The 20,449-nt window shown below is 56.8% G+C and carries 19 protein-coding genes; 6 read left to right on the top strand and 13 right to left on the bottom strand.

Annotation, left to right across the window (positions count from 1 at the left end; translation table 11 throughout):
* Positions 1 to 24: 24 nt before the first annotated feature.
* From creC to creA, 3 genes are read right to left on the bottom strand one after another with little or no spacing between them, the layout of a single operon-like run.
* Positions 25 to 1,449, bottom strand: coding sequence for a two-component system sensor histidine kinase CreC (gene creC / locus ACWPW2_RS02185; RefSeq protein WP_454121492.1), 1,425 nt, complete (start codon positions 1,447 to 1,449; stop codon positions 25 to 27).
* Positions 1,449 to 2,138, bottom strand: coding sequence for a two-component system response regulator CreB (creB, locus tag ACWPW2_RS02180; RefSeq protein WP_270221275.1), 690 nt, complete (start codon positions 2,136 to 2,138; stop codon positions 1,449 to 1,451). Before creB ends, creC begins: the two co-directional genes overlap by 1 nt.
* 11 nt (positions 2,139 to 2,149) lie before the next feature.
* Positions 2,150 to 2,623 (bottom strand): protein CreA, encoded by a 474-nt coding sequence (gene creA, locus ACWPW2_RS02175; protein ID WP_023480363.1) that lies wholly within the window; start codon positions 2,621 to 2,623, stop codon positions 2,150 to 2,152.
* 218 nt (positions 2,624 to 2,841) lie between these two features.
* Here creA and robA point away from each other — a divergent pair, with 218 nt between their 5' ends.
* Positions 2,842 to 3,714, top strand: coding sequence for an MDR efflux pump AcrAB transcriptional activator RobA (gene robA, locus ACWPW2_RS02170; RefSeq protein WP_454121491.1), 873 nt, complete (start codon positions 2,842 to 2,844; stop codon positions 3,712 to 3,714).
* Here robA and gpmB read toward each other — a convergent pair.
* Positions 3,711 to 4,358, bottom strand: coding sequence for a 2,3-diphosphoglycerate-dependent phosphoglycerate mutase GpmB (gene gpmB, locus ACWPW2_RS02165; protein WP_454121489.1), 648 nt, complete (start codon positions 4,356 to 4,358; stop codon positions 3,711 to 3,713). The two genes, robA and gpmB, sit on opposite strands and share 4 nt — an antisense overlap.
* A gap of 99 nt (positions 4,359 to 4,457) precedes the next feature.
* Between gpmB and yjjX the strand changes: the two genes are divergently transcribed.
* Positions 4,458 to 4,973: an inosine/xanthosine triphosphatase gene (gene yjjX / locus ACWPW2_RS02160; protein WP_023480394.1), complete on the top strand. Its 516-nt coding sequence runs from the start codon at positions 4,458 to 4,460 to the stop codon at positions 4,971 to 4,973.
* Here yjjX and trpR read toward each other — a convergent pair.
* On the bottom strand, positions 4,964 to 5,293 hold the full coding sequence (trpR, locus tag ACWPW2_RS02155; RefSeq protein WP_023480369.1) for a trp operon repressor: 330 nt from the start codon (positions 5,291 to 5,293) through the stop codon (positions 4,964 to 4,966). The genes yjjX and trpR overlap by 10 nt on opposite strands.
* Positions 5,294 to 5,368: 75 nt before the next feature.
* A complete protein-coding gene (gene sltY / locus ACWPW2_RS02150; protein WP_454121487.1) occupies positions 5,369 to 7,309 on the bottom strand; it encodes a murein transglycosylase in 1,941 nt (646 codons plus the stop codon).
* 215 nt (positions 7,310 to 7,524) lie between these two features.
* On the opposite strand from sltY, the gene ettA reads away from it, so the two are divergent.
* Positions 7,525 to 9,192 (top strand): energy-dependent translational throttle protein EttA, encoded by a 1,668-nt coding sequence (gene ettA, locus ACWPW2_RS02145; RefSeq protein ID WP_279793646.1) that lies wholly within the window; start codon positions 7,525 to 7,527, stop codon positions 9,190 to 9,192.
* 320 nt (positions 9,193 to 9,512) lie between these two features.
* The gene (locus ACWPW2_RS02140) at positions 9,513 to 10,097 is read left to right on the top strand and encodes a LuxR C-terminal-related transcriptional regulator (RefSeq protein WP_023480289.1); all 585 of its coding nucleotides are present in this window, start codon (positions 9,513 to 9,515) and stop codon (positions 10,095 to 10,097) included.
* Here the strand turns inward: ACWPW2_RS02140 and nadR are convergent.
* From nadR to serB, 3 genes are read right to left on the bottom strand one after another with little or no spacing between them, the layout of a single operon-like run.
* Positions 10,047 to 11,273, bottom strand: coding sequence for a multifunctional transcriptional regulator/nicotinamide-nucleotide adenylyltransferase/ribosylnicotinamide kinase NadR (gene nadR / locus ACWPW2_RS02135; RefSeq protein WP_023480307.1), 1,227 nt, complete (start codon positions 11,271 to 11,273; stop codon positions 10,047 to 10,049). The genes ACWPW2_RS02140 and nadR overlap by 51 nt on opposite strands.
* 29 nt (positions 11,274 to 11,302) lie before the next feature.
* Positions 11,303 to 12,685: a DNA repair protein RadA gene (radA, locus tag ACWPW2_RS02130; RefSeq protein ID WP_023480209.1), complete on the bottom strand. Its 1,383-nt coding sequence runs from the start codon at positions 12,683 to 12,685 to the stop codon at positions 11,303 to 11,305.
* Positions 12,686 to 12,693: 8 nt separating this feature from the next.
* Positions 12,694 to 13,665 (bottom strand): phosphoserine phosphatase, encoded by a 972-nt coding sequence (gene serB / locus ACWPW2_RS02125; protein ID WP_042716000.1) that lies wholly within the window; start codon positions 13,663 to 13,665, stop codon positions 12,694 to 12,696.
* Positions 13,666 to 13,783: 118 nt separating this feature from the next.
* Here serB and ACWPW2_RS02120 point away from each other — a divergent pair, with 118 nt between their 5' ends.
* Complete coding sequence (locus tag ACWPW2_RS02120; RefSeq protein ID WP_023480449.1) at positions 13,784 to 14,428, top strand: YtjB family periplasmic protein; 645 nt, start codon at positions 13,784 to 13,786, stop codon at positions 14,426 to 14,428.
* A 50-nt stretch (positions 14,429 to 14,478) separates the two neighbouring features.
* Entirely contained in the window at positions 14,479 to 15,495 is a 1,017-nt protein-coding gene (lplA, locus tag ACWPW2_RS02115) for a lipoate--protein ligase LplA (RefSeq protein ID WP_454121485.1), read from the top strand.
* A gap of 58 nt (positions 15,496 to 15,553) precedes the next feature.
* Here lplA and yjjJ read toward each other — a convergent pair whose 3' ends face one another.
* The 4 genes from yjjJ to deoA all read right to left on the bottom strand — a co-directional run bounded on the left by yjjJ (position 15,554) and on the right by deoA (position 20,405).
* Positions 15,554 to 16,882: a type II toxin-antitoxin system HipA family toxin YjjJ gene (gene yjjJ, locus ACWPW2_RS02110; protein WP_454121484.1), complete on the bottom strand. Its 1,329-nt coding sequence runs from the start codon at positions 16,880 to 16,882 to the stop codon at positions 15,554 to 15,556.
* Between the two features lie 147 nt (positions 16,883 to 17,029).
* Positions 17,030 to 17,749 (bottom strand): purine-nucleoside phosphorylase, encoded by a 720-nt coding sequence (gene deoD, locus ACWPW2_RS02105; RefSeq protein WP_023480392.1) that lies wholly within the window; start codon positions 17,747 to 17,749, stop codon positions 17,030 to 17,032.
* Positions 17,750 to 17,807: 58 nt separating this feature from the next.
* Positions 17,808 to 19,031 carry a phosphopentomutase gene (gene deoB, locus ACWPW2_RS02100; RefSeq protein WP_076768937.1) on the bottom strand — a complete coding sequence of 408 codons (1,224 nt, stop codon included), beginning with the start codon at positions 19,029 to 19,031 and terminating at the stop codon, positions 17,808 to 17,810.
* Between the two features lie 51 nt (positions 19,032 to 19,082).
* A complete protein-coding gene (deoA, locus tag ACWPW2_RS02095; protein ID WP_454121481.1) occupies positions 19,083 to 20,405 on the bottom strand; it encodes a thymidine phosphorylase in 1,323 nt (440 codons plus the stop codon).
* Between the last annotated feature and the right edge of the window lie 44 nt (positions 20,406 to 20,449).

The raw sequence follows: 20,449 nt of genomic DNA, 5'->3' as shown, positions 1-20,449 counted from the left end.
AGGCTATGTGTGAAGCATTTGAAGTTATGTGAAGTGAGGGTGAAGTGTCAGACGGGCTTCGCAGCCCCCTTCCGCACGGTTCGACACCGTGACAGCGCCGTGATGCAAACGCGCCACTTCCTGGACAAAGGCCAGCCCTAATCCGCTGCTCTTCTGCCCGTTCCCGCGCGGCAGGGAGTAGAAGCGCTCAAAGATACGCGGCAGCGCGTAATCAGGGATGCCGGTGCCGCTATCGCTCACCCTAATCACCACCTTGCCAGCTTCCTCTGCGGCGCGCAGGACAATATTGCCGCCAGCAGGTGTAAAGTCGATGGCATTATCCAGCAGGTTTCCCACCGCCTGCGCCAGCAGCTCTTTATCACCAGCCACCACCGTATCGTTAGCCTCACAAACCATGTTCAGCGCCTTTGCCGCCGCAACTGCGCTCCGCTCCTCATAAAGCTGGTGAAACAGCTCAGCCATCTCTACAGGCACAAAGGCAATCTCCAGACGGTTCTCCAGCTTCGCCTGATGCAGCAGCTTCTCAACCAGGCGCTGCATACGGCTATTCTGCGCAAGGATATTCTCCGTGAAGCGGGTCGCGACTGGCTGGGGAGGATGTTCACGCAGGATCTCCGCTGCGCCGCGGATCGCCGCCAGCGGACTTTTCAATTCATGGGTCAGGGCGTAAACATACTGCTCGATGTAGTTTTTGCCCTCTAGTTTGACGCGCATGCTCTCCAGCGCCTGCGCCAGTTTGCGCAGCTCACTGCTGCCCAGCTCGGGCAGTGGCACCGGGCGGTCTTCGGTTACCGAATCCGCATAGCGGGCGAGCTTGCCGATCGCACGGTTGATCCACCATACCATCACGCCGCCAATCAGCAGCGCAATGCCAAGCAGCGCGCCGCCGGCCCACAAAATGCGCCGCTCGCTGCGTTTTATCACCGGATCCATGGCACTGTTGGGTTTACCGACACTCACCACGCCAATGATCCGCCCCGCCTCTTTCACCGGCGCGGCGACATACATCACCGTACTTTGCGGATCGCCCGCCACCAATGGTGAGCTACGCGCGCCATACTGCCCGCGCAGCGTTAACCAGACATCGTTCCAGCGCGAATAGTCCTCGCCCAACGCCTTGCCCGTCGAATCGAATACCACGCGCCCGCTCGCGTCCGTCATATAGACATGGTACTCATTGCGCACTTTGTGAATGCCGTTGATATGGGCGTTAATCGGGTGCTGATGAAGGGTGGCAAAGGCCTGCGCCAGCCGCCCATCCTGTGCATGCCCGCTGCGCAGATCTTCGCGGGCAAACTCTGCCAGCAATGTCGCGGTATCAATCAGCGTGCCTTCCGTTGCGCGCCGCACCCCGGGTTTGATCTCCTGCACAAAGATAAACAGCACAAACCAGGCGGCCACTGCCACGATCAGAAAGTAGCCCAGCAGCAGGCGCATACCGATACGCATCAGCGCAGCCCCAGGCTGTAACCCATGCCGCGATGGGTGTTGATCGGCGTTAGTTCAGGATTGATTGCGCGCAGCTTGGCACGCAGCGTTTTGATATGGGTGTCGACCGTACGATCGAAGCTCTCTTGCCCATCGCACCACACCTGGTCCATCAACTGCTGGCGCGAGAAGATCCTGCCCGGTGCCTGCAATAGTGTTTTCATTAACAGGAATTCATACCGCGTCAGATTCAGCGTTTCGCCGCACCAGAGGATAATCGCCGCGGTTTCATCCAGTTCAAACTCGCCGACGCGAATACGGTCGCTGTGCAACGAGGCTTTCTGCATTCTGCGCAGCACGGTGCGCACGCGGGCGCACACTTCACGCGGCGAGAAGGGTTTGGCGATATAGTCATCCGCGCCCATCTCCAGCCCCAGCAGCTTGTCCACCTCCTCGCTGCGCGCGGTCAGAAACAGCACCGGCAGCGCGGGTGCGCGTGCCAGTAGACGCCGACACAACTCAAAGCCGCTGATATCCGGCAGGCCGACATCAAGGATGACCAATTCGGGCAACCGCTGCGCCGCTGCATCCAGTACCGGCAAACCCCGCTCAAATGCGGTGACGGCAAACCCATCCTGTTGCAGCATATAGATTAAGGTTTCAGCGATACTGGCTTCATCTTCTACCAGCCAAATCAGCGGTTGCGGCATAGACACGTTGCTTATTTACCCCACGGCATGATCGGCACAGCGCTGATAGCGTTCTTCGGTGAACCTTCGACCACTTTATCGGAGTAGGCTAAATAGGCCAGCGCGTTACGTTTGGCGTCGTAGAAACGAACCACCTGTAACTTTTTGAAAACTAATGAGGTGCGCTTCTGGAAAACGACGTCGCCCTGCGCTTTGCCGTTCTTGATTTTATCGCTCAGCTCCACCGGCCCTACCTGCTGGCAGGAGATCGCCGCATCGGAGGTATCCTCCGCTAACCCTAACCCGCCTTTGATGCCGCCGGTTTTTGCCCGGCTGATATAACAGGTCACATTCTTCACATCGGGATCGTCGAATGCTTCCACCACAATTTTGTGATCAGGGCCGAAAATCTTGAACACCGTATCCACCGATCCAATCTGCTCCGCCTGTGCGGAAGCCAGTGAGGTCAACAGGAGAGCAGGAATAACAAACTTTGTATATTTCATATTGTTACCATTTTTGAATATTACGTTACGCAACTATTCAGTTTTCATATGAGAAACTGTTTGCAGATCACCCATTTACAAAATTTATGATTAAAATCAGTCACAATGCGCGGGCAAGCACAAAAAAAACACTGCATGCTAAACCCCTTAAAACCCGCTATTATCCCTCCCCTGATATCAAGCGTTCACCGCTGCTGTGCTATGGAAGAGGATATTTTATGGATCAGGCTGGCATCATTCGCGACTTACTTGCCTGGCTGGAAGGCCATCTCGATCAGCCGCTGTCGTTAGATAATGTGGCGGCAAAAGCGGGCTATTCCAAGTGGCATTTGCAAAGGATGTTCAAGGATGTCACAGGCCACGCTATCGGCGCCTATATTCGCGCCCGCCGTCTGTCGAAATCCGCCGTTGCGCTGCGCCTCACCGCCCGCCCGATTCTTGATATCGCGCTACAGTATCGCTTCGATTCCCAACAAACCTTCACCCGCGCGTTTAAAAAACAGTTTGCCGTTACCCCAGCGCTCTATCGCCGTTCACCTGACTGGAACTCGTTTGGCATCCGGCCGCCGCTGCGTCTGGGCGAGTTCGCCTTACCGACGCACAACTTTGTCTCGCTGCCACCGATGAAGCTTATCGGCACTACGCAAAACTACACCTGCGCGCTGGAGGAGATCTCCGATTTTCGTAACCAGATGCGTATCCAGTTCTGGCGCGAGTTTTTAAGCAATGCGCCAACCATTCCGGATGAGCTGTACGGCCTGCACGAGCCGCGGCCGAGCCAGGAAAAAGATGACGAGCAGGAAGTCTTTTACACCACCGCCCTGACGCCGGAGCAGGCGAATGGTTACCTGAACAACGCTCAGCCGGTCGAACTGGAAGGGGGAGACTATGTTGCCTTCTCCTATGATGGCGCACCGGAAGGGTTACAGGAGTTTATCCTGACCGTCTACGGCACCTGCATGCCGATGCTTCAGCTGACGCGCCGTAAAGGCCAGGATATCGAACACTTCTACCCGCAGCGTAACGCCACCAACGATCGTGAACCGCCAACGCACATCCGCTGCGAGTATCTGATCCCTATCCGCCGTTAACGCTGCATCTCATCCAGCGCAGGAGCGTCCAGATGCGAGACGTCGCCTGCGGTTTCCACCACCCAGCCTGACGCCAGCCATGGGCTCTGCTGATAGTCGATGCGGGAGATGGAGCAGTTGCGCAGGCGCAAACGGCGCTCAGCGTAAGCTGGCAGACCAAGAATAGTGCTCACCAGACACCCCAGCGCCATGCCGTGGCTCACCAGCAGCGGGCGGCTGCCCTGTGGCAGTTCGAGACAGGCTGCCAGCGCGGCATGCATACGGTCGCTCAGCTCCTGCATCGACTCCCCTTCAGGAATGCGGCCATCTGCGGTGCCGTTGACTAACTGACGACGCCAGCCCTCTTCCTCTTCGGTTAAAGAGTCAAGGGGGCGTCGCTCCAGCACGCCCATGTCGAGCTCGCGCAGGCGCGGTTCCAGCGTCACGTCGCAGCCGCAAATATCCGCGATAATCTCCGCCGTGCGGCGCGTACGCCCCAGGTCGCTGGTGATAATGTGGGTGATGCCCAGTGCTTTTGCGCGTTCCGCCACCTGTCGGGCTTGTGTTTCGCCCTTGTCGGTTAACGGACTGTCAGACTGGCCTTGAATACGACGCTCGGCGTTCCAAAGGGTTTCACCGTGGCGAACAAGGTATACCTGTAACATGTATTGTTATCCATTATACTGCGATGAATTTATTTCTCTGAGGAAGGCTCAAGTCCGCACGGGAAAAGCACTTTCCTCTCGGACATGCCTTAGATGATTATGCACCAAGTTGTCTGCGCTACCACCAATCCCGCCAAAATTCGGGCGATTCTGCACGCTTTTAACCAGATTTTCGGCGAAGGATGCTGCCATATTGACTCTATTTCCGTCGAGAGCGGCGTTCCGGAGCAACCCTTCGGCAGTGAAGAAACGCGAGCTGGCGCACGAAACCGCGTGCGAAACGCGCGCGTGGCGCAGCCGAACGCCGATTTTTGGGTCGCGATCGAAGCGGGTATTGATGAAGGGAGCACCTTCAGTTGGGTGGTGATTGAAAATGGCGAGTTAACCGGCGAATCGCGCTCGGCAACGCTGCCGCTGCCGGAAGTGATCCTGCGCGATGTTAACGCTGGCGAAGCGCTGGGGCCGGTGATGTCACGCTATACCGGCATTGATGAGATTGGCCGCAAAGAGGGAGCCATCGGCGTCTTTACCGCCGGGGCGCTGACCCGCGAAAGCGTCTATCACCAGGCGGTGATTTTAGCGCTCAGCCCGTTCCATAACGCCGTTTATCGCTGAGCGTTAAGTAACGCTTTTTCCAGCCACAGACGTAAATCCGTCGGCGCGGCTTTCAGGCTGTTGGAGCCGCGCGTGATGGTCGCAATGCCCGCGCCAAGCTCATTTTTCAGCTCGCGCTGGCTCATCTCGCCGCGCAACAGCTCTTCGATAATACGCACCCGCGTACCCAGCGCTTCACGCTCGTCCGGCGTAAGCATCAGGTTAAGCAACGGGATATGCAGTTCGTTGTCGTACGCCTGCCTGAGCAGATCAACAAAGCGTTGCCACTCCTGCTCGCGCTGTTCGGCCATCGCCGCTGAATAGGGGGATTGCTGAGTCATAGTTTGTCGCCGTGTTAGGGATTTTTATGCTGCGTACTCGTGCATGAGTACGCAGCATAGCATAAACCACACTAATCAGTAACGGCGCTGCCATTCAGCGTCACTGAGGATGGTCGCTTTCTCGTCCTGCAGGAAGTAACGGTAGTAGGCATCATAGGCCAGCACGTTTTTCACATAACCGCGCGTTTCCGAGAAAGGAATGCTCTCAATAAACGCCACCGCATCCAGCTTGCCGCCGCTGTTATTAAGCCAGCTACGCACCCTTCCCGGCCCGGCGTTATAAGCCGCCGAGGCGAAAATACGGTTATCGCCAAACTGCTGGTAGACATACTGCAGATAGCTGGTGCCGATCTTGATGTTGGTTTCCGGATCGAAGAGCTGGCTGGCATTGCTGTAGCCGGGGATCGAGAACATCTTCACCGTATGCGTGGCGGTGGCAGGCATAATCTGCATCAGCCCGCTCGCGCCGACCGGCGAGCGCGCCGTCGGGTTCCAGGCGCTCTCCTGGCGGGAGATCGCCATCGCATAACTCGGCGAAATCTCTTTATCGCCGGTATAGCGCGTATAGAGATCGCGATACGCCAGCGGGAAACGCTCCTCTAACTGATCCCACAGCTTGCCGCTGATCGTCGCCTGCACGCTCAGATCCCACCACTGCTGCTCAAAGGCATAACGCGCCAGCTGCGCCTGCTGCTGCTGGCTACGGCTGGAGACCAGATTCGCCCACTCGCCGCGCGCAGTGTTATCCATCTTCCAGTACATCAACTCGCGCACGCGCGCCATCTCTGCGCTCTGCAACAGGGTTGAATCAACATTGCCATCAGCCTTATCTATCTTTAACTGATACGCTTCGCCCAGACGCTGCGCGGCAGCCATCGGGTAGAAGCCGCGCTGCTGCATCAGCGCATGGAGGATCTCTTTGGCGTCGTTTTCACGCCCGCGCTCCAGCAGCAGATCGGCCTGCCAGTAGCGCCACTCATCTTTCTCTTTCGCCTCCATCGGCAGGCGCGAAAGCCAGGTGTTCAGCCCGCGGCGGTCGCCATTGCTGAGCGCCATGCGTACGCGCCGCTCCAGCAGTGAAACGGATTGCGAACGCATAATCGTATCGTCGCGCCAGCGCGCCTGCTCGCTGGTGACATCATTGCCCATCAGTCGCCACGCAACCGTCTCGCGCAGCTGCTGCGTCTGCTCTTCATTGAGTTTTTGCGCCTGCGCCAGCGACGGGATCATCAACCGGGCATTTTCCACATCCTGCCGCGCCACGCTTTCAAACGCTTCTGCCGCCATCTGGCGCGTAAAGTCCGTCGCCCCGGTGGTAGTGGCAAAACTCATCACCGTCATCGGATCGTTGGCGAGCGTCACGATCGCCGACGAGATGGTCTGGTAATCGGGCGGCATCTGGCTCGCCAGCAGCGTGACAAGCCGCGTATTGCCGGCCTTCATCGCCAGACGAATACGTTCCAGGTAAGCGAGCGGATCCTGTTTGCCCGACGCACGCCATGCGCCAAACAGCTGATCGCAGGCGTTGGGCTGGCTTTTGCCGCTCAGCCAGAGATCTTTCGCACCCGCCCAGGCCTCATCTGCCTGGCCGCTGTTCCATTTGGCGAAGTAGTAGTTACACTGCGCCTCGGTGGTCGTGGGTTTGTCCGGGCTAAAGGCCAACAAACCCTGCCAGTCCTGACGCCGCGCCAGCTCATTCACAAAGCGGTTTTTCAGCGTGCGCGCGGCGGGCAACGTCGGATACTGCTGCACAAACTGGGTGACAGTGAGCGCCGGTTCGCTCATCAAATCGTCGGTGATCTGCCGGTATTGCAGATAGGGGTAAAGGGGATAGGTTTGCAGCGTCGGCATTAGCTGCTGCACAACGTCCATCTGGTTGTTGTCCCAGGCGCTTTTGATTTGCGCATACCGATCGCGTTGTTCATCCAGTGAGTCCGCCCGCGCTGCATTGCTGAAGGACAGCAAACACACGCAGGCCGCCGCTAACCGCCAGGCGGCATGTTTAGCTCTCTGCACAGCTCTTTCCTCTTATCTGTCACATTTTTACAGCATCATGCCGCATACAGGGGTTAATGCTAACCGGGCATCCCGTAACGCGCCACGTTACGCACACTTTTTTACCTTTCTGGTGTGATTTAACAGTGTGAGCGTCGCTGGCTGGGATTAGCGCGCGAAAACGGCTACACTCCGCTGTTAAATGCACTACTCATAACAAAGAGGCGAAGTCCACCGTGGCTCAATTCGTATATACCATGCACCGTGTCGGCAAAGTTGTTCCGCCGAAACGTCATATTCTGAAAAATATCTCCCTCAGTTTCTTCCCCGGCGCAAAGATCGGCGTACTCGGCCTTAACGGTGCCGGTAAATCGACGCTGCTGCGCATCATGGCCGGTATTGATACCGACATCGAAGGGGAAGCGCGCGCGCAACCGGGTATTAAAATCGGTTACCTGCCGCAGGAGCCGCAGCTCAATCCTGAGCAGACGGTTCGTGAATCGGTTGAAGAAGCCCTTTCTGAAGTGGTTAACGCGCTGAAACGTCTGGATGAAGTTTACGCCCTCTACGCTGAGCCGGAGGCGGATTTCGACAAGCTCGCCGCTGAGCAGGGCAAGCTGGAAGAGATTATCCAGGCGCACGACGGTCACAACCTGAACGTGCAGCTTGAGCGCGCCGCCGATGCGCTGCGTCTGCCGGACTGGGATGCGAAAATCGCCAATCTCTCCGGGGGTGAACGCCGCCGCGTCGCGCTGTGCCGTCTGCTGCTGGAAAAGCCGGACATGCTGCTGCTCGACGAACCTACCAACCACCTGGATGCCGAATCCGTTGCCTGGCTGGAACGCTTCCTGCACGACTTCGAAGGTACCGTAGTGGCGATTACCCACGACCGTTACTTCCTCGATAACGTTGCGGGCTGGATCCTGGAGCTTGACCGCGGTGAAGGTATTCCGTGGGAAGGCAACTACTCCTCGTGGCTGGAGCAGAAAGATCAGCGTCTGGCGCAGGAAGCCTCTCAGGAAGCGGCTCGCCGTAAATCCATTGAGAAAGAGCTGGAGTGGGTTCGCCAGGGCGCGAAAGGCCGTCAGTCGAAGGGCAAAGCCCGTCTGGCTCGCTTTGAAGAACTTAACAGCACCGAGTACCAGAAACGTAACGAGACCAACGAACTCTTTATTCCGCCAGGCGCACGTCTGGGCGATAAAGTGGTTGAAGTCAGCAACCTGTGCAAAGCCTACGGCGATCGCCAGCTGATCGATAACCTCTCCTTCTCCGTACCGAAAGGGGCCATCGTTGGCATCATCGGCCCGAACGGCGCCGGTAAATCGACGCTGTTCCGCATGATGTCCGGTCAGGAGCAGCCTGATGCCGGTACGATCACCCTCGGTGAAACGGTGAAACTGGCCTCTGTTGACCAGTTCCGTGACGCAATGGATAACAACAAGACCGTCTGGGAAGAAGTCTCCGGCGGGCTGGATATCATGCGTATCGGCAACACCGAAATGCCAAGCCGCGCCTACGTTGGCCGCTTTAACTTCAAAGGCACCGACCAGGGCAAACGCGTTGGCGAACTCTCCGGCGGTGAGCGCGGTCGTCTGCATCTGGCGAAGCTGCTGCAGGTTGGCGGCAACATGCTGCTGCTCGATGAACCGACCAACGACCTGGATATCGAAACCCTGCGCGCGCTGGAAAACGCCCTGCTGGAGTTCCCGGGCTGCGCGATGGTTATCTCGCATGACCGCTGGTTCCTTGACCGTATCGCCACCCACATTCTGGATTACCAGGATGAGGGCAACGTGGAGTTCTTCGAAGGTAACTTCACCGAATACGAAGAGTACAAGAAACGCACGCTGGGCGCCGAAGCGCTGGAGCCGAAGCGTATCAAGTACAAACGTATTACCAAGTAATAAGCAGAGCGAATGGGGAAACCCATTCGCTCACTTTTTTCCGCAAACCCTCAGCAAATTCCTCTTTTTTCCCACGCTAAAAAAGTATTTTTGTTTTTCTATTATTCCGGTCGAATAAGCTACCTCGTTATATTCGCCATAGAAATAAAATAAAAACAAACTGCATCAAACAGAACTAATCGACAGCAGAAATAACTGCGCAATAAATATCGGCAGAATATCTGTTTTAGCCTTTGCTAAAAAAGCCGCATCTTGAATAACGCTACAGCCAGTCGCTACCATTTTGCTTCCTCGCAACAGGCAGTAAACGGAGCCCTCTCATGCACATCATTACGGACGATCGCTTCCTGGCATGCGGTCTGCGGGCGCTGTTTGATCAGGGGCTATTTAATCTTGCCGAAGAGGACGTTATCGTCGATTTTGATAATCACTTTCTGATTATTACCACGCTGCCGACGTTAAAAACGATTATGTCTGGCGACCAGTGCTTCGAGCATTTTTTATTACAGCCCTTTTATAAAATTGAAAAGCGCATCGCCATAAAAGCGTTACCGCTTCAGCTGAAATACCGACCCTGGCGGCAGCGCAAATATACGCCGCCATCACTGCCTCTCACGCGCAAAGAGCGGGCGCTGCTGACGTATGTGATGAACAGTGAATATCAAAACGGGATTTTTGATTATGGCGAACTGGGTAGCAAGACCCTGAGCACTCACAAATACAATCTGCTGCGGAAGGTGAACCTGCGCTCGATTGCCGCGCTGGCGCAGGTGCATATGCGCTGGAAAACGCTCTCTCATCTGCGCTGTTTCTGGCCGGAGAGCGCATGCGCCAGACCGGCCAGAGAGAGCGCTCTACGCGCCCATCAGCTGTTTTACCAGGTCAACACATTGCAGGAAGCGTGAGTCATAATCGGCCTCTTCAACACGAACATAGTCGATATTATTCGCTTCCAGCATCGAGACCAGCAGATCCTGAAACTCACGGCGATCGACAGAGCTGCCGAGGCTGCGCAAGCCGTCGTTGATCCACGGCGTGTTGTTTTCCAGCAGGATCACCAGATCGAAGCGATACTCATCGATCAGCGCCTGCACAAAGGGGTGCTCGCGCCCCTCATACTTTTTACAGAAAGCCTGCGTGGTGACAAAGTCGGTATCGATAAAGGCAACTTTATTGGCGTACTTCACCGCGAAATCAATGTATTGCGCATGGCCGAGGGCGATTTTGTCGTAGTCGGAATATTGCAGCGCAATCTCATCCCCGCCGAGATGGGAGAAGACGTAATCACGGCCAAACTCCCAGGCGCTGGTGGTGTTGAAGATATTGGCAAGCTTGTTCACCAGCGTCGACTTCCCGCTCGACTCCCCGCCAAGGATCGCCACGGTGCGCACAAAGAAGGGCTTCACTTCCGTCGGAATGTACTCCCAGTAGCGGAACGGGTTTTCACGAATTTGTGAACCGCTGATGTTCATAAAGGTGCGCTCGGGATCGACCAGCACCGCTTCCGTGCCGAGATGCTGCAAATATTGCGGCGCATCCGCGGCCTCAGAGGTGTAGATCCAGTTCGGCGTAATGCCCTTTTCCGCCATAAAGGCTTTGATGCCATTGCTCCAGACGTCCCAACCGTGAGGATAGGGCTCCATCCCCTCTTCATTGAACGCATGGATGCGGATATTTTTCTGGTACTTAAAGGTTTGCAGCAGCCAGCGCAGGCGGTCGCTCACCGTCGGCTGCTGCGACATCGCGCTCTCTTCAAACAGCGCGCGGTCGCGGGTTTCATCATAACCGAGGATGATATGCAGCTCGTCAACCTGGCTACAGGCGCGCTGGATCAGGTAGATATGGCCGGTGTGCAGCGGGTAAAACTTGCCGAACACCACGCCGATATTTTTCTCGCGACGCGGAAAATCCAGCCCGAGGAAACGGTGCAGCGCCTCCAGCTTTTGCGCGCTGGGGCTTTTGATTTTGGCATTCAGCAGCTGGCTTAAGTAGCCTTTGGTCATGCCGCTGGCATCCGCGACCTGCTGCAACGTGCAGCCCTTCTGGCGAATGGCGGTTTTTAAGTAGTCGAATGACGACATCGTTGCCTCCTGCAAATGTGATAAGCCAATTATAAGTCGTCAAAGACGCTTAGCGCATCGGCGAGCTTCTTCACGCCAAAGATCTGCATGCCTTCCGGCGCCTTTTTCGGCACGTTTGCCGCCGGAACAATCGCCCGGCGAAAACCGTGCTTCGCCGCCTCCGAGATACGCTCCTGGCCGCTTGGCACCGGGCGGATCTCACCGGCCAGCCCGACTTCGCCGAACACCACCAAATCCTGCGGCAGCGGGCGATCGCGCAGGCTGGAGACCATCGCCAGCAGCAGCGCTAAGTCGGCGCTGGTTTCCGTCACTTTCACCCCGCCGACCACATTGACAAACACATCCTGGTCCGACATCTGCAAACCGCCGTGGCGGTGCAGGACTGCCAGTAAAATCGCCAGCCGGTTCTGCTCAAGCCCTACCGCCACGCGGCGCGGGTTCGACATCATGGAGTGATCGACCAGTGCCTGGATCTCCACCAGCAGCGGGCGCGTTCCTTCCCAGACCACCATCACCGAACTGCCGGAGGTTACTTCATCCCCACGGCTAAGGAAGATGGCCGACGGGTTGCTCACTTCGCGCAGCCCCTGCTCGGTCATGGCGAAAACGCCCAGTTCATTCACCGCGCCGAAGCGGTTCTTATGGCTGCGCAGCGTGCGGAAGCGGGAGTCGGCATCGCCATCGAGCAGTACCGAACAGTCAATACAGTGCTCCAGCACTTTCGGCCCCGCCAGCGAACCATCTTTCGTCACGTGGCCAACCATCACAATCGCCACGTCGCGGGTTTTGGCAAAGCGGGTGAGATACGCCGCGGTTTCGCGCACCTGCGCGACGCTGCCGGGCGAGGACTGGATATCCGCCATATGCATTACCTGGATGGAGTCGATCACCATCAGGCGCGGCTTCTCCTCTTCAGCAATCATGCAGATCTGCTCGATGCTGGTCTCGGAGAGCATATTCAGGTTAGTGGTCGGCAGCCCTAAACGGTGGGCGCGCATCGCCACCTGCTGCAGTGACTCTTCGCCGGTGACATAGAGGGTTTTCATCTGCTCGGCGAGCTTGCAGAGCGTCTGTAACAGCAGCGTCGATTTCCCCGCGCCGGGGTTACCGCCAATCAGAATGGCGCTGCCGGGCACCACGCCGCCGCCGAGGACGCGGTCAAACTCTTTAAAACCGGTGGAGAAACGCGGCAGCGCTTCGAGGCTGATGTCGGAGAGCTTTTGCACCTTCGACACGCCTGCGCTGCCCGCATAGCCGGAGAGGCGCTCGTTGCGCGCAACGGTTGGCGAAGCGGCCACGCGCACTTCGGTAATGGTGTTCCAGGCGTGACAGGCGCTGCATTGCCCCTGCCAGCGCGGATAATCAGCGCCGCACTCATTACAGACAAACGCACGTTTTGGAGCTTTCGCCACATTCACCTCTACTTCTTATTAATACTGCCGGAAAGGATACAAAATACGCCCATCAGGTCGGCGTGACGAATGGTCACTTCCGCCTTCTCATTCACGGTCGGTTTGGCGTGGAACGCGATGCCAAGGCCAGCGGATTTAATCATCGGAAGATCGTTGGCGCCATCGCCAATCGCCACGGTCTGATCCGGGGCGATCTCATACTCTTCCGCCAGCAGCTTCAGCGTTTTCGCTTTGTACTGCGCATCGACGATATCGCCCAGCACCTGGCCGGTAAATTTCCCGTCGACGATCTCCAGCTGATTCGCTACCGCTGCCGTCAGATGCAGCTTGTCGCGCAGGTAGTCGGCAAAGAAGGTAAAGCCGCCGGAGGCGATCGCCACTTTCCAGCCGAGAGTTTCCAGTTTTAACACCAACTGCACCAGACCCGGCATCAGCGGCAGATTTTCGCGCACCTGATGCAGGATAGCAGCATCCGCGCCTTTTAAGGTAGCCACGCGGCTGCGCAGGCTGGCGGTGAAATCGAGTTCACCGCGCATTGCGCGCTCGGTCACTTCAGCAACCTGTTCGCCGGTGCCGGCCAGTTTGGCGATCTCATCAATGCACTCAATCTGGATTGCGGTGGAGTCCATATCCATCACCAGCAGCCCTGGCGAGCGCAGGTGTGGGATTTTACCGAGCGGCGCGACATCCATACCCTCATCGTGCGCCAGGCGCGTTGCGCGCGGTGTCAACGAGCCTGCCAGGCGAATCACCTGATACTCATCCACGCTCCAGGCTGAAACAATCACCATCGCGGCACCCAGCTTGCGCTGATAGGTGGTCAGACGCTGCTTATCAAGGCTCCGGCTATAGAGCAACCAGCCGCTGCGACCAGCGTGATAATCCAGAGGCATCACCTCATCACCACTGAGAGAGAGCGGCAATCCCGGCCACTGAGAAACATCATCGGGCAGGTCGCACCAGGTCAGACTGTTAGGCATTAAAGCTCCTGTAAAAACGTTCGCGCCAGAAAGCACCGGAGGGGAAAATAACGCAAGAGGCTACCTTGTAATCAACGCTTCTGGCAACATTAAGCATCAAATTTACAACAGGTGACACATGAGTCGCGCAAAACTTAAATTTCGGCTGCATCGCGCCGTGATTGTCCTTATCTGTCTGGCGCTGTTGGTCGCGCTGATGCAGGGTGCTTCCTGGTTCAGCCAGAAGCATCAGCGCCAGCGAAATCCGCAGTTTGAAGAGCTGGCAAGAACCCTGGCGCGCCAGGTGACGATCAATCTCACCCCGCTGATGCGCACCGAAACACCCGATGAAAAACGTATAGCCGCCATCTTAGGCCCGCTGACGGAAGAGAGCCGCATTCTCGATGCCGGCGTCTACGATGCGCAGGGCGACCTGGTGGCGCGCGCCGGTGAAGGTATTGAAGTACGTGACCGGCTGGCGCTGGATGGCAAAAAGGCGGGGGCTTACTTCAACCAGCAGATCGTCGAGCCGATCCAGGGCAAAAGTGGCCCGCTGGGTTACCTGCGCTTAACGCTGGATACCCACACGCTGGCGACGGAAGCTAAACAGGTAGATAACACCACCAATATTCTTCGTCTGATGCTGCTGCTCTCCCTGGCGATCGGCGTGGTGCTGACGCGCACCCTGTTGCAGGGTAAACGCACCCGCTGGCAGCAGTCCCCCTTCCTGCTGACGGCCAATAAAGCGGTGCCGGAAGAGGATGAGCAGGAAAAGCGAGAGTAGCCGCAGCGGCTTCCCGTACGCCCCCTGATTTTTTAGCAAGGATATCGCCTATGTCGACGCTTCGTCTTCTTATCTCCGACTCTTACGATCCGTGGTTTAACCTGGCGGTTGAGGAGTCGATTTTCCGCCAGATGCCCGCTACACAGCGGGTGCTGTTTCTCTGGCGCAACGCCGATACGGTGGTGATTGGCCGGGCGCAGAATCCGTGGAAGGAGTGCAACACGCGCCGCATGGAAGAGGACAACGTGCGGCTGGCAAGGCGCAGCAGCGGTGGCGGCGCGGTGTTCCACGATCTCGGCAATACCTGTTTTACCTTTATGGCTGGCAAGCCGGAGTATGACAAAACCGTCTCCACCAACATTGTGCTCAATGCGCTACAGGCGCTGGGCATTAACGCGGAAGCCTCCGGGCGCAACGACCTGGTGGTGAAGACCGCCGAGGGAGATCGTAAAATCTCCGGCTCGGCCTACCGCGAAACGCCGGATCGCGGCTTTCACCACGGGACGCTGCTGCTCAACGCCGATCTCAGCCGTCTGGCGAACTATCTCAACCCGGATAAGAAGAAGTTGCAGGCCAAAGGCATCACCTCCGTGCGCGGTCGGGTGGCGAATCTGGTCGATCTGCTGCCTGGCATCACCCATGAGCAGATTTGCGCCGCCGTTACCGAAGCCTTCTTTGAGCACTATGGCGAACGTGTCGAAGCAGAGATTATCTCGCCGGACAAAACTCCGGACCTGCCAAACTTTGCTGAAACCTTTGCCCGCCAGAGCAGCTGGGAGTGGAACTTTGGCCAGGCTCCGGCCTTCAGCCATTTGCTGGATGAGCGTTTTACCTGGGGTGGTGTGGAGCTACACTTTGATGTCGAAAAGGGACACATCACCCGCGCGCAGATCTTTACCGACAGCCTGAACCCGGCACCGCTGGAAGCGCTGGCGGCACGTTTGCAGGGCTGCCTCTATCGCGCTGATATGCTGGCGCAGGCGTGCGATGCGCTACTGGTGGATTTCCCGCAGCAGCAACAGGAGCTGCGCGAACTGTCAGCGTGGATTGTGCAGGCAGTGCGATAAAGCAATACGCCAGATGGCGCTGCGCTTATCAGGTCTGATACGCGTAGCGCCAGAGAGCTCACGCCATACGGTCTACGCTGCGGGCTGCCTGTTCAACCTTCCCTCTCATATCCCATGCAATTCGACGGAAGCCATCGCTGATGCGCAGATCGTCCGCCACAGCCTGCCAGAACTGGTTTGCCAGCGGGATAGCAACATCCCAGGCCTCTTTCTTCACCTGCGTGTCGACAACCAGATCAACGGCCTCTTGCCGCATCATACCAGCGGTTGCAGGAGCAAAGGCCATCGGTAACATATCGTAGACCGGGGTCAGTTTCATCGGTGGTGTTGAGAGAAAAAAGGAGAGATTACCAGCATGCATATCACTATTAGCAATCAGCCGCCCAAATGCCCAAATCTGCTCCGTGAGTGTTAACGATTCGGCATCTGTTTGCCGCTGTTTCACTAACTCGGCGACAACTTTTGGCCATGCGCCCGGGGAAGAAACAAATTCACTTTGCAGTGACTCCAGGGAGACGATAGCGCGGCGGCCTTCTGTACCAACACAATCAAAGCGGCGCGTTTCGAGAAATACTTGCCGGTTTTCGCCCATCAACGCAACGGAATGCGTGCTTTCAATTCCGGCGTTCGCCAGGGCAGCAAGCGCGAGGGATTCTGCAATCAATAAATCCCCCCAGCGCACGGCAGCTTCAGTGGTCTGCGGAGCGGTAAACTTAACCAGCCGGTGAGCATATTCTGCACCGGTTTGCGCATAACACATAAATTTTGGCTGTTCACCTCCAGCGGAGGAGCCGATGATTTCTCCTTGAAGCGCCTGGAAAGCAAGCTCGGCATAGCAGTTTAGCTTCTCATCTTCTGTTATTGCCGCAGGTGGAGAAGCCGCGATCCATTTTTGATAGCCTGCCTCGCCAATTAACCAGCCGCCGCTCTGCTCGTTCGCACTCATGGCGAGCGCAAAAAGCACATCTTCTTCCTGCCACAGGCGAATATCTTCCGGGAGTTCAAATTGTTGAGCAATGTTGCGTCCCCACGCTCGCCCTAAAAATCCCTGCGGACGTAAATCGGTCAGGTACCAGGGGATGCCATCAAACCATTGCCAGCTACCGTCCTCCATACTCACCAGACAACTTCCCTGCGGCCAGCAGGGGCGTAATTCTCCCCATTTACAGGCCCGCCCATTTTCATCAATACGCCACAACGGGAATAGCTCAATACCGCGAACAGGGCGCAATAAGGCATAACGCGTCGCGCGCGCTTTGCCGAATTGCAGAATATGAGGCTCCGCCGCCGTAAGACGTGAAAACGTCGCCTGGCTGATCTTTAAGGTGCTGCGCAAATCAGCGGCTGTGCGGGGACCCTGTAGTAATGCATCCGAAAGAAGCGACATAGTGAATAGATACCTGAATAGATACTTGAATAGATTTATATCACTATTTTTATGATTTGAAAGGGGAAAAAATGAAAATGAAAAAATTGGTGAATAGATAGTGAGGGGTAAAATGCCGGGCAAGCTTACCGCTGCCCGGCAGGAAAATTACGCGTTGTCGCCCAGCAGGACAGATTCCAGCGCGATTTTGATCATGTCGTTGAACGTAGTTTGACGCTCATCGGAGGTGGTCTGCTCATGGGTGCGGATATGGTCGGAAACGGTGCAGATAGTCAGCGCTTTCGCACCGAACTCTGCCGCAACGCCATAGATACCCGCCGCTTCCATCTCAACACCGAGGATGCCGTACTTCTCCATCACGTCGAACATCTCGCCATCCGGGGAGTAGAAGAGATCGGCAGAGAAGAGGTTACCCACGCGCGCATCGACGCCAAGGTTTTTCGCCGCGTCAACCGCGTTACGCACCATGTCGAAATCCGCGATCGCTGCGAAGTCGTGATCCTTGAAACGCATACGGTTCACTTTGGAGTCGGTGCAGGCACCCATACCGATGACGATGTCACGCAGTTTCACATCCATACGCACGGCGCCACAGGAGCCGACGCGGATGATCTTTTTAACGCCAAAATCGGTGATCAGCTCTTTGGTGTAGATGGAGCAGGAGGGAATACCCATACCGTGACCCATTACAGAGATTTTGCGGCCTTTATAGGTGCCGGTGTAGCCCAGCATGCCGCGCACGTTGTTCACTTCACGATAATCTTCGAGGAACGTTTCGGCGATGTGCTTTGCACGCAGCGGGTCGCCCGGCATCAGTACGACGTCCGCGAAATCGCCCATTTCTGCATTGATATGTGGGGTTGCCATCGTTGCTTCCTTTGACTTGTTAGAAAATGGAGGGCGGGAAAGACCCCGCCCAAAAAGATCAGAACATGGCTTTGCCATACTCCATATCAGAGACGCCGAAGTAGCGGGCGATCGTCTGACCAATATCAGCGAAGGTCTCGCGGTGTCCCAGCGAGCCTGCTTTTACTTTCGGGCCGTAGATCAGTACCGGAATGTGTTCGCGGGTATGATCGGTGCCTTTCCAGGTCGGATCGCAGCCGTGGTCGGCGGTAAGGATCAGGATATCATCTTCACCCACCAGCTCCATCAGCTCCGGCAGACGGCGGTCGAACAGCTCCAGCCCGCCCGCATAACCGGCGACATCGCGACGATGGCCCCAGGATGAGTCAAAATCGACGAAGTTGGTGAAGACGATGGTCTTATCACCCGCTTCTTTCATCTCGGTAATGGTGGCATCAAACAGTGCGTCAAGGCCGGTTGCCTTCACTTTTTTAGTGATACCACAGTTGGCATAGATATCGGCGATTTTACCGACGGAGACCACCTGCCCATCCTTCTCCTCGACCAGTTTTTGCAGCACCGTCGCGGACGGCGGCTCAACGGCCAGATCGTGACGGTTGCCGGTACGCTGGAAGTTACCCGCTTTGTCGCCCACAAACGGACGCGCGATAACGCGGCCAATGTTGTAGCCGCCTTCGGTCAGCTCTTCACGGGCAATTTCGCACAGCTCATAGAGCTTATCGAGACCAAAGGTCTCTTCGTGGCAGGCAATCTGGAACACCGAGTCGGCAGAGGTATAGAAAATCGGCTTGCCGGTTTTCATATGCTCTTCGCCGAGCTGGTCAAGAATGACCGTCCCGGAGGAGTGGCAGTTGCCGAGATAACCCGGCAGGTTAGCGCGCTCGACCAGCTTATCCAGCAGCTCCTGCGGAAAACTGTTTTCGGTATCGCTGAAGTAGCCCCAGTCGAACAGCACCGGTACACCGGCGATTTCCCAGTGTCCTGACGGCGTATCTTTCCCGGAAGAGAGTTCATGCGCCCAGGCATACGCGCCAATGATCTCGGCGTTGCCATCCATACCGGCAGGGATCGCGCCGGTTGCGCCTTCGTGGGCTTTCGCAAGCCCGAGGCGAGTGAGATTCGGTAGATTAAGCGGACCTTTGCGCCCGGTATCTGCTTCACCTTTCGCACAGGCTTCAGCGATGTGGCCGAGAGTGTCGGAACCCGCGTCGCCGAAGCGGTCCGCGTCTTCTGTCGCGCCGATGCCGAAAGAGTCCAGCACCATGATAAATGCACGTTTCATATGTTCTCCGTACCTTGTGCTTTGAAAAAAAGCGATCAGATCAGTATACCGCTATTCAGTAATGCGGCGATAGACCGTCGGTGTCTCTTTTGGTGCGCGGTCGCTCACACTTATTGCCGCTTTCACCACCTGTGCGGCGCTCTGCCAGCTGGCTTCATCTTTGGCGTGAATAATGGCGAGCGGGCGTTGGCCATCAACCTGTTCACCGAGGCGCACCATATCGGTTAAGCCAACGCTGTAATCAATGGTATCGGATGCCTGACGACGACCGCCGCCCAGCGAGACCACCGCCATACCCAGCTCGCGGGTATCCATTGCGCTGACAAACCCTTCATCCTCGGCGTACACCGCTTTGCTCAGGGTTGCCGTTGGTAAATAGCGATCGTAGTTCTCAACAAAATCATGGGGGCCTTTCTGCGCGGCGACCATGCGCCCGAAAATCTCGGCCGCTTTACCGTTATCCAGCACCGCCTGCAATTTGGCGCGCGCGTCAGCGTCATCTTTCGCCAGTTTGCCGGAGATGAGCATTTCGGCGCTGAGCGCCATCGTCACCTCAAACAGACGCGGATTGCGGTATTCGCCCGTCAGGAACTGCACCGCTTCGCGCACTTCGACCGCGTTACCGGCGCTGGAGGCCAGCACCTGATTCATATCGGTCAGCAGCGCGGTCGTGCGCACGCCTGCACCATTGGCAACGCCTACAATCGCTTCCGCCAGCTGTTCGGAACGCTCATAGGTCGGCATAAACGCCCCGCTGCCGACCTTCACATCCATCACCAGCGCATCAAGCCCTTCCGCCAGTTTTTTGGCGAGGATCGAGGCGGTAATTAGCGGGATGGAGTCAACGGTGGCGCTAATATCGCGGGTGGCGTAGAAGCGCTTATCCGCCGGTGCCAGCGAGTTGGTCTGGCCGATAATCGCCACGCCCACCTCTTTGATGATGTCGCGAAAACGCTGGTCGGAGGGGAAAATATCAAAGCCCGGAATCGCTTCCAGCTTATCGAGCGTGCCGCCCGTATGGCCGAGGCCGCGTCCGGAGATCATCGGAATATAGCCGCCGCAGGCCGCCACCATCGGGCCGAGCATCAACGATGTCACATCGCCAACGCCGCCGGTGGAGTGTTTATCAACTACCGGGCCATTAAGATCGAGGCTTTTCCAGTCAAGCACGGTTCCGGAATCACGCATCGCCATGGTCAGCGAGACGCGCTCTGGCATGGTCATATCGTGGAAGAAAATGGTCATCGCCAGCGCGGCGATTTGCCCTTCAGAAACGGTGTTATCGCGAATTCCGTTGATAAAGAAACGGATTTCTTCATCACTCAGCGCGATGCCATCGCGTTTTTTACGAATAATTTCTTGAGCGAGAAACAAGGTAACCCCCTGAGGATAGAGAGGGCCGGGCAACAGGTACAGCC

It is taken from the genome of Kosakonia sp. Marseille-Q7440 (assembly GCF_965119485.1).
Note: the sequence above shows the minus strand (reverse complement) of the source record. Positions and strands in the feature narration are given on the sequence as shown.

Coding starts and splice junctions, on each gene's coding strand:
- creC (WP_454121492.1), bottom strand. CDS start 1,449: ATGCGTATCGGTATGCGCCTGCTGCTGGGCTACTTTCTGATCGTGGCA.
- yjjJ (WP_454121484.1), bottom strand. CDS start 16,882: ATGTCGCTTCTTTCGGATGCATTACTACAGGGTCCCCGCACAGCCGCT.
- creA (WP_023480363.1), bottom strand. CDS start 2,623: ATGAAATATACAAAGTTTGTTATTCCTGCTCTCCTGTTGACCTCACTG.
- trpR (WP_023480369.1), bottom strand. CDS start 5,293: ATGACTCAGCAATCCCCCTATTCAGCGGCGATGGCCGAACAGCGCGAG.
- ACWPW2_RS02140 (WP_023480289.1), top strand. CDS start 9,513: ATGCACATCATTACGGACGATCGCTTCCTGGCATGCGGTCTGCGGGCG.
- serB (WP_042716000.1), bottom strand. CDS start 13,665: ATGCCTAACAGTCTGACCTGGTGCGACCTGCCCGATGATGTTTCTCAG.
- robA (WP_454121491.1), top strand. CDS start 2,842: ATGGATCAGGCTGGCATCATTCGCGACTTACTTGCCTGGCTGGAAGGC.
- creB (WP_270221275.1), bottom strand. CDS start 2,138: ATGCCGCAACCGCTGATTTGGCTGGTAGAAGATGAAGCCAGTATCGCT.
- deoB (WP_076768937.1), bottom strand. CDS start 19,031: ATGAAACGTGCATTTATCATGGTGCTGGACTCTTTCGGCATCGGCGCG.
- yjjX (WP_023480394.1), top strand. CDS start 4,458: ATGCACCAAGTTGTCTGCGCTACCACCAATCCCGCCAAAATTCGGGCG.
- ACWPW2_RS02120 (WP_023480449.1), top strand. CDS start 13,784: ATGAGTCGCGCAAAACTTAAATTTCGGCTGCATCGCGCCGTGATTGTC.
- lplA (WP_454121485.1), top strand. CDS start 14,479: ATGTCGACGCTTCGTCTTCTTATCTCCGACTCTTACGATCCGTGGTTT.
- gpmB (WP_454121489.1), bottom strand. CDS start 4,358: ATGTTACAGGTATACCTTGTTCGCCACGGTGAAACCCTTTGGAACGCC.
- deoD (WP_023480392.1), bottom strand. CDS start 17,749: ATGGCAACCCCACATATCAATGCAGAAATGGGCGATTTCGCGGACGTC.
- nadR (WP_023480307.1), bottom strand. CDS start 11,273: ATGTCGTCATTCGACTACTTAAAAACCGCCATTCGCCAGAAGGGCTGC.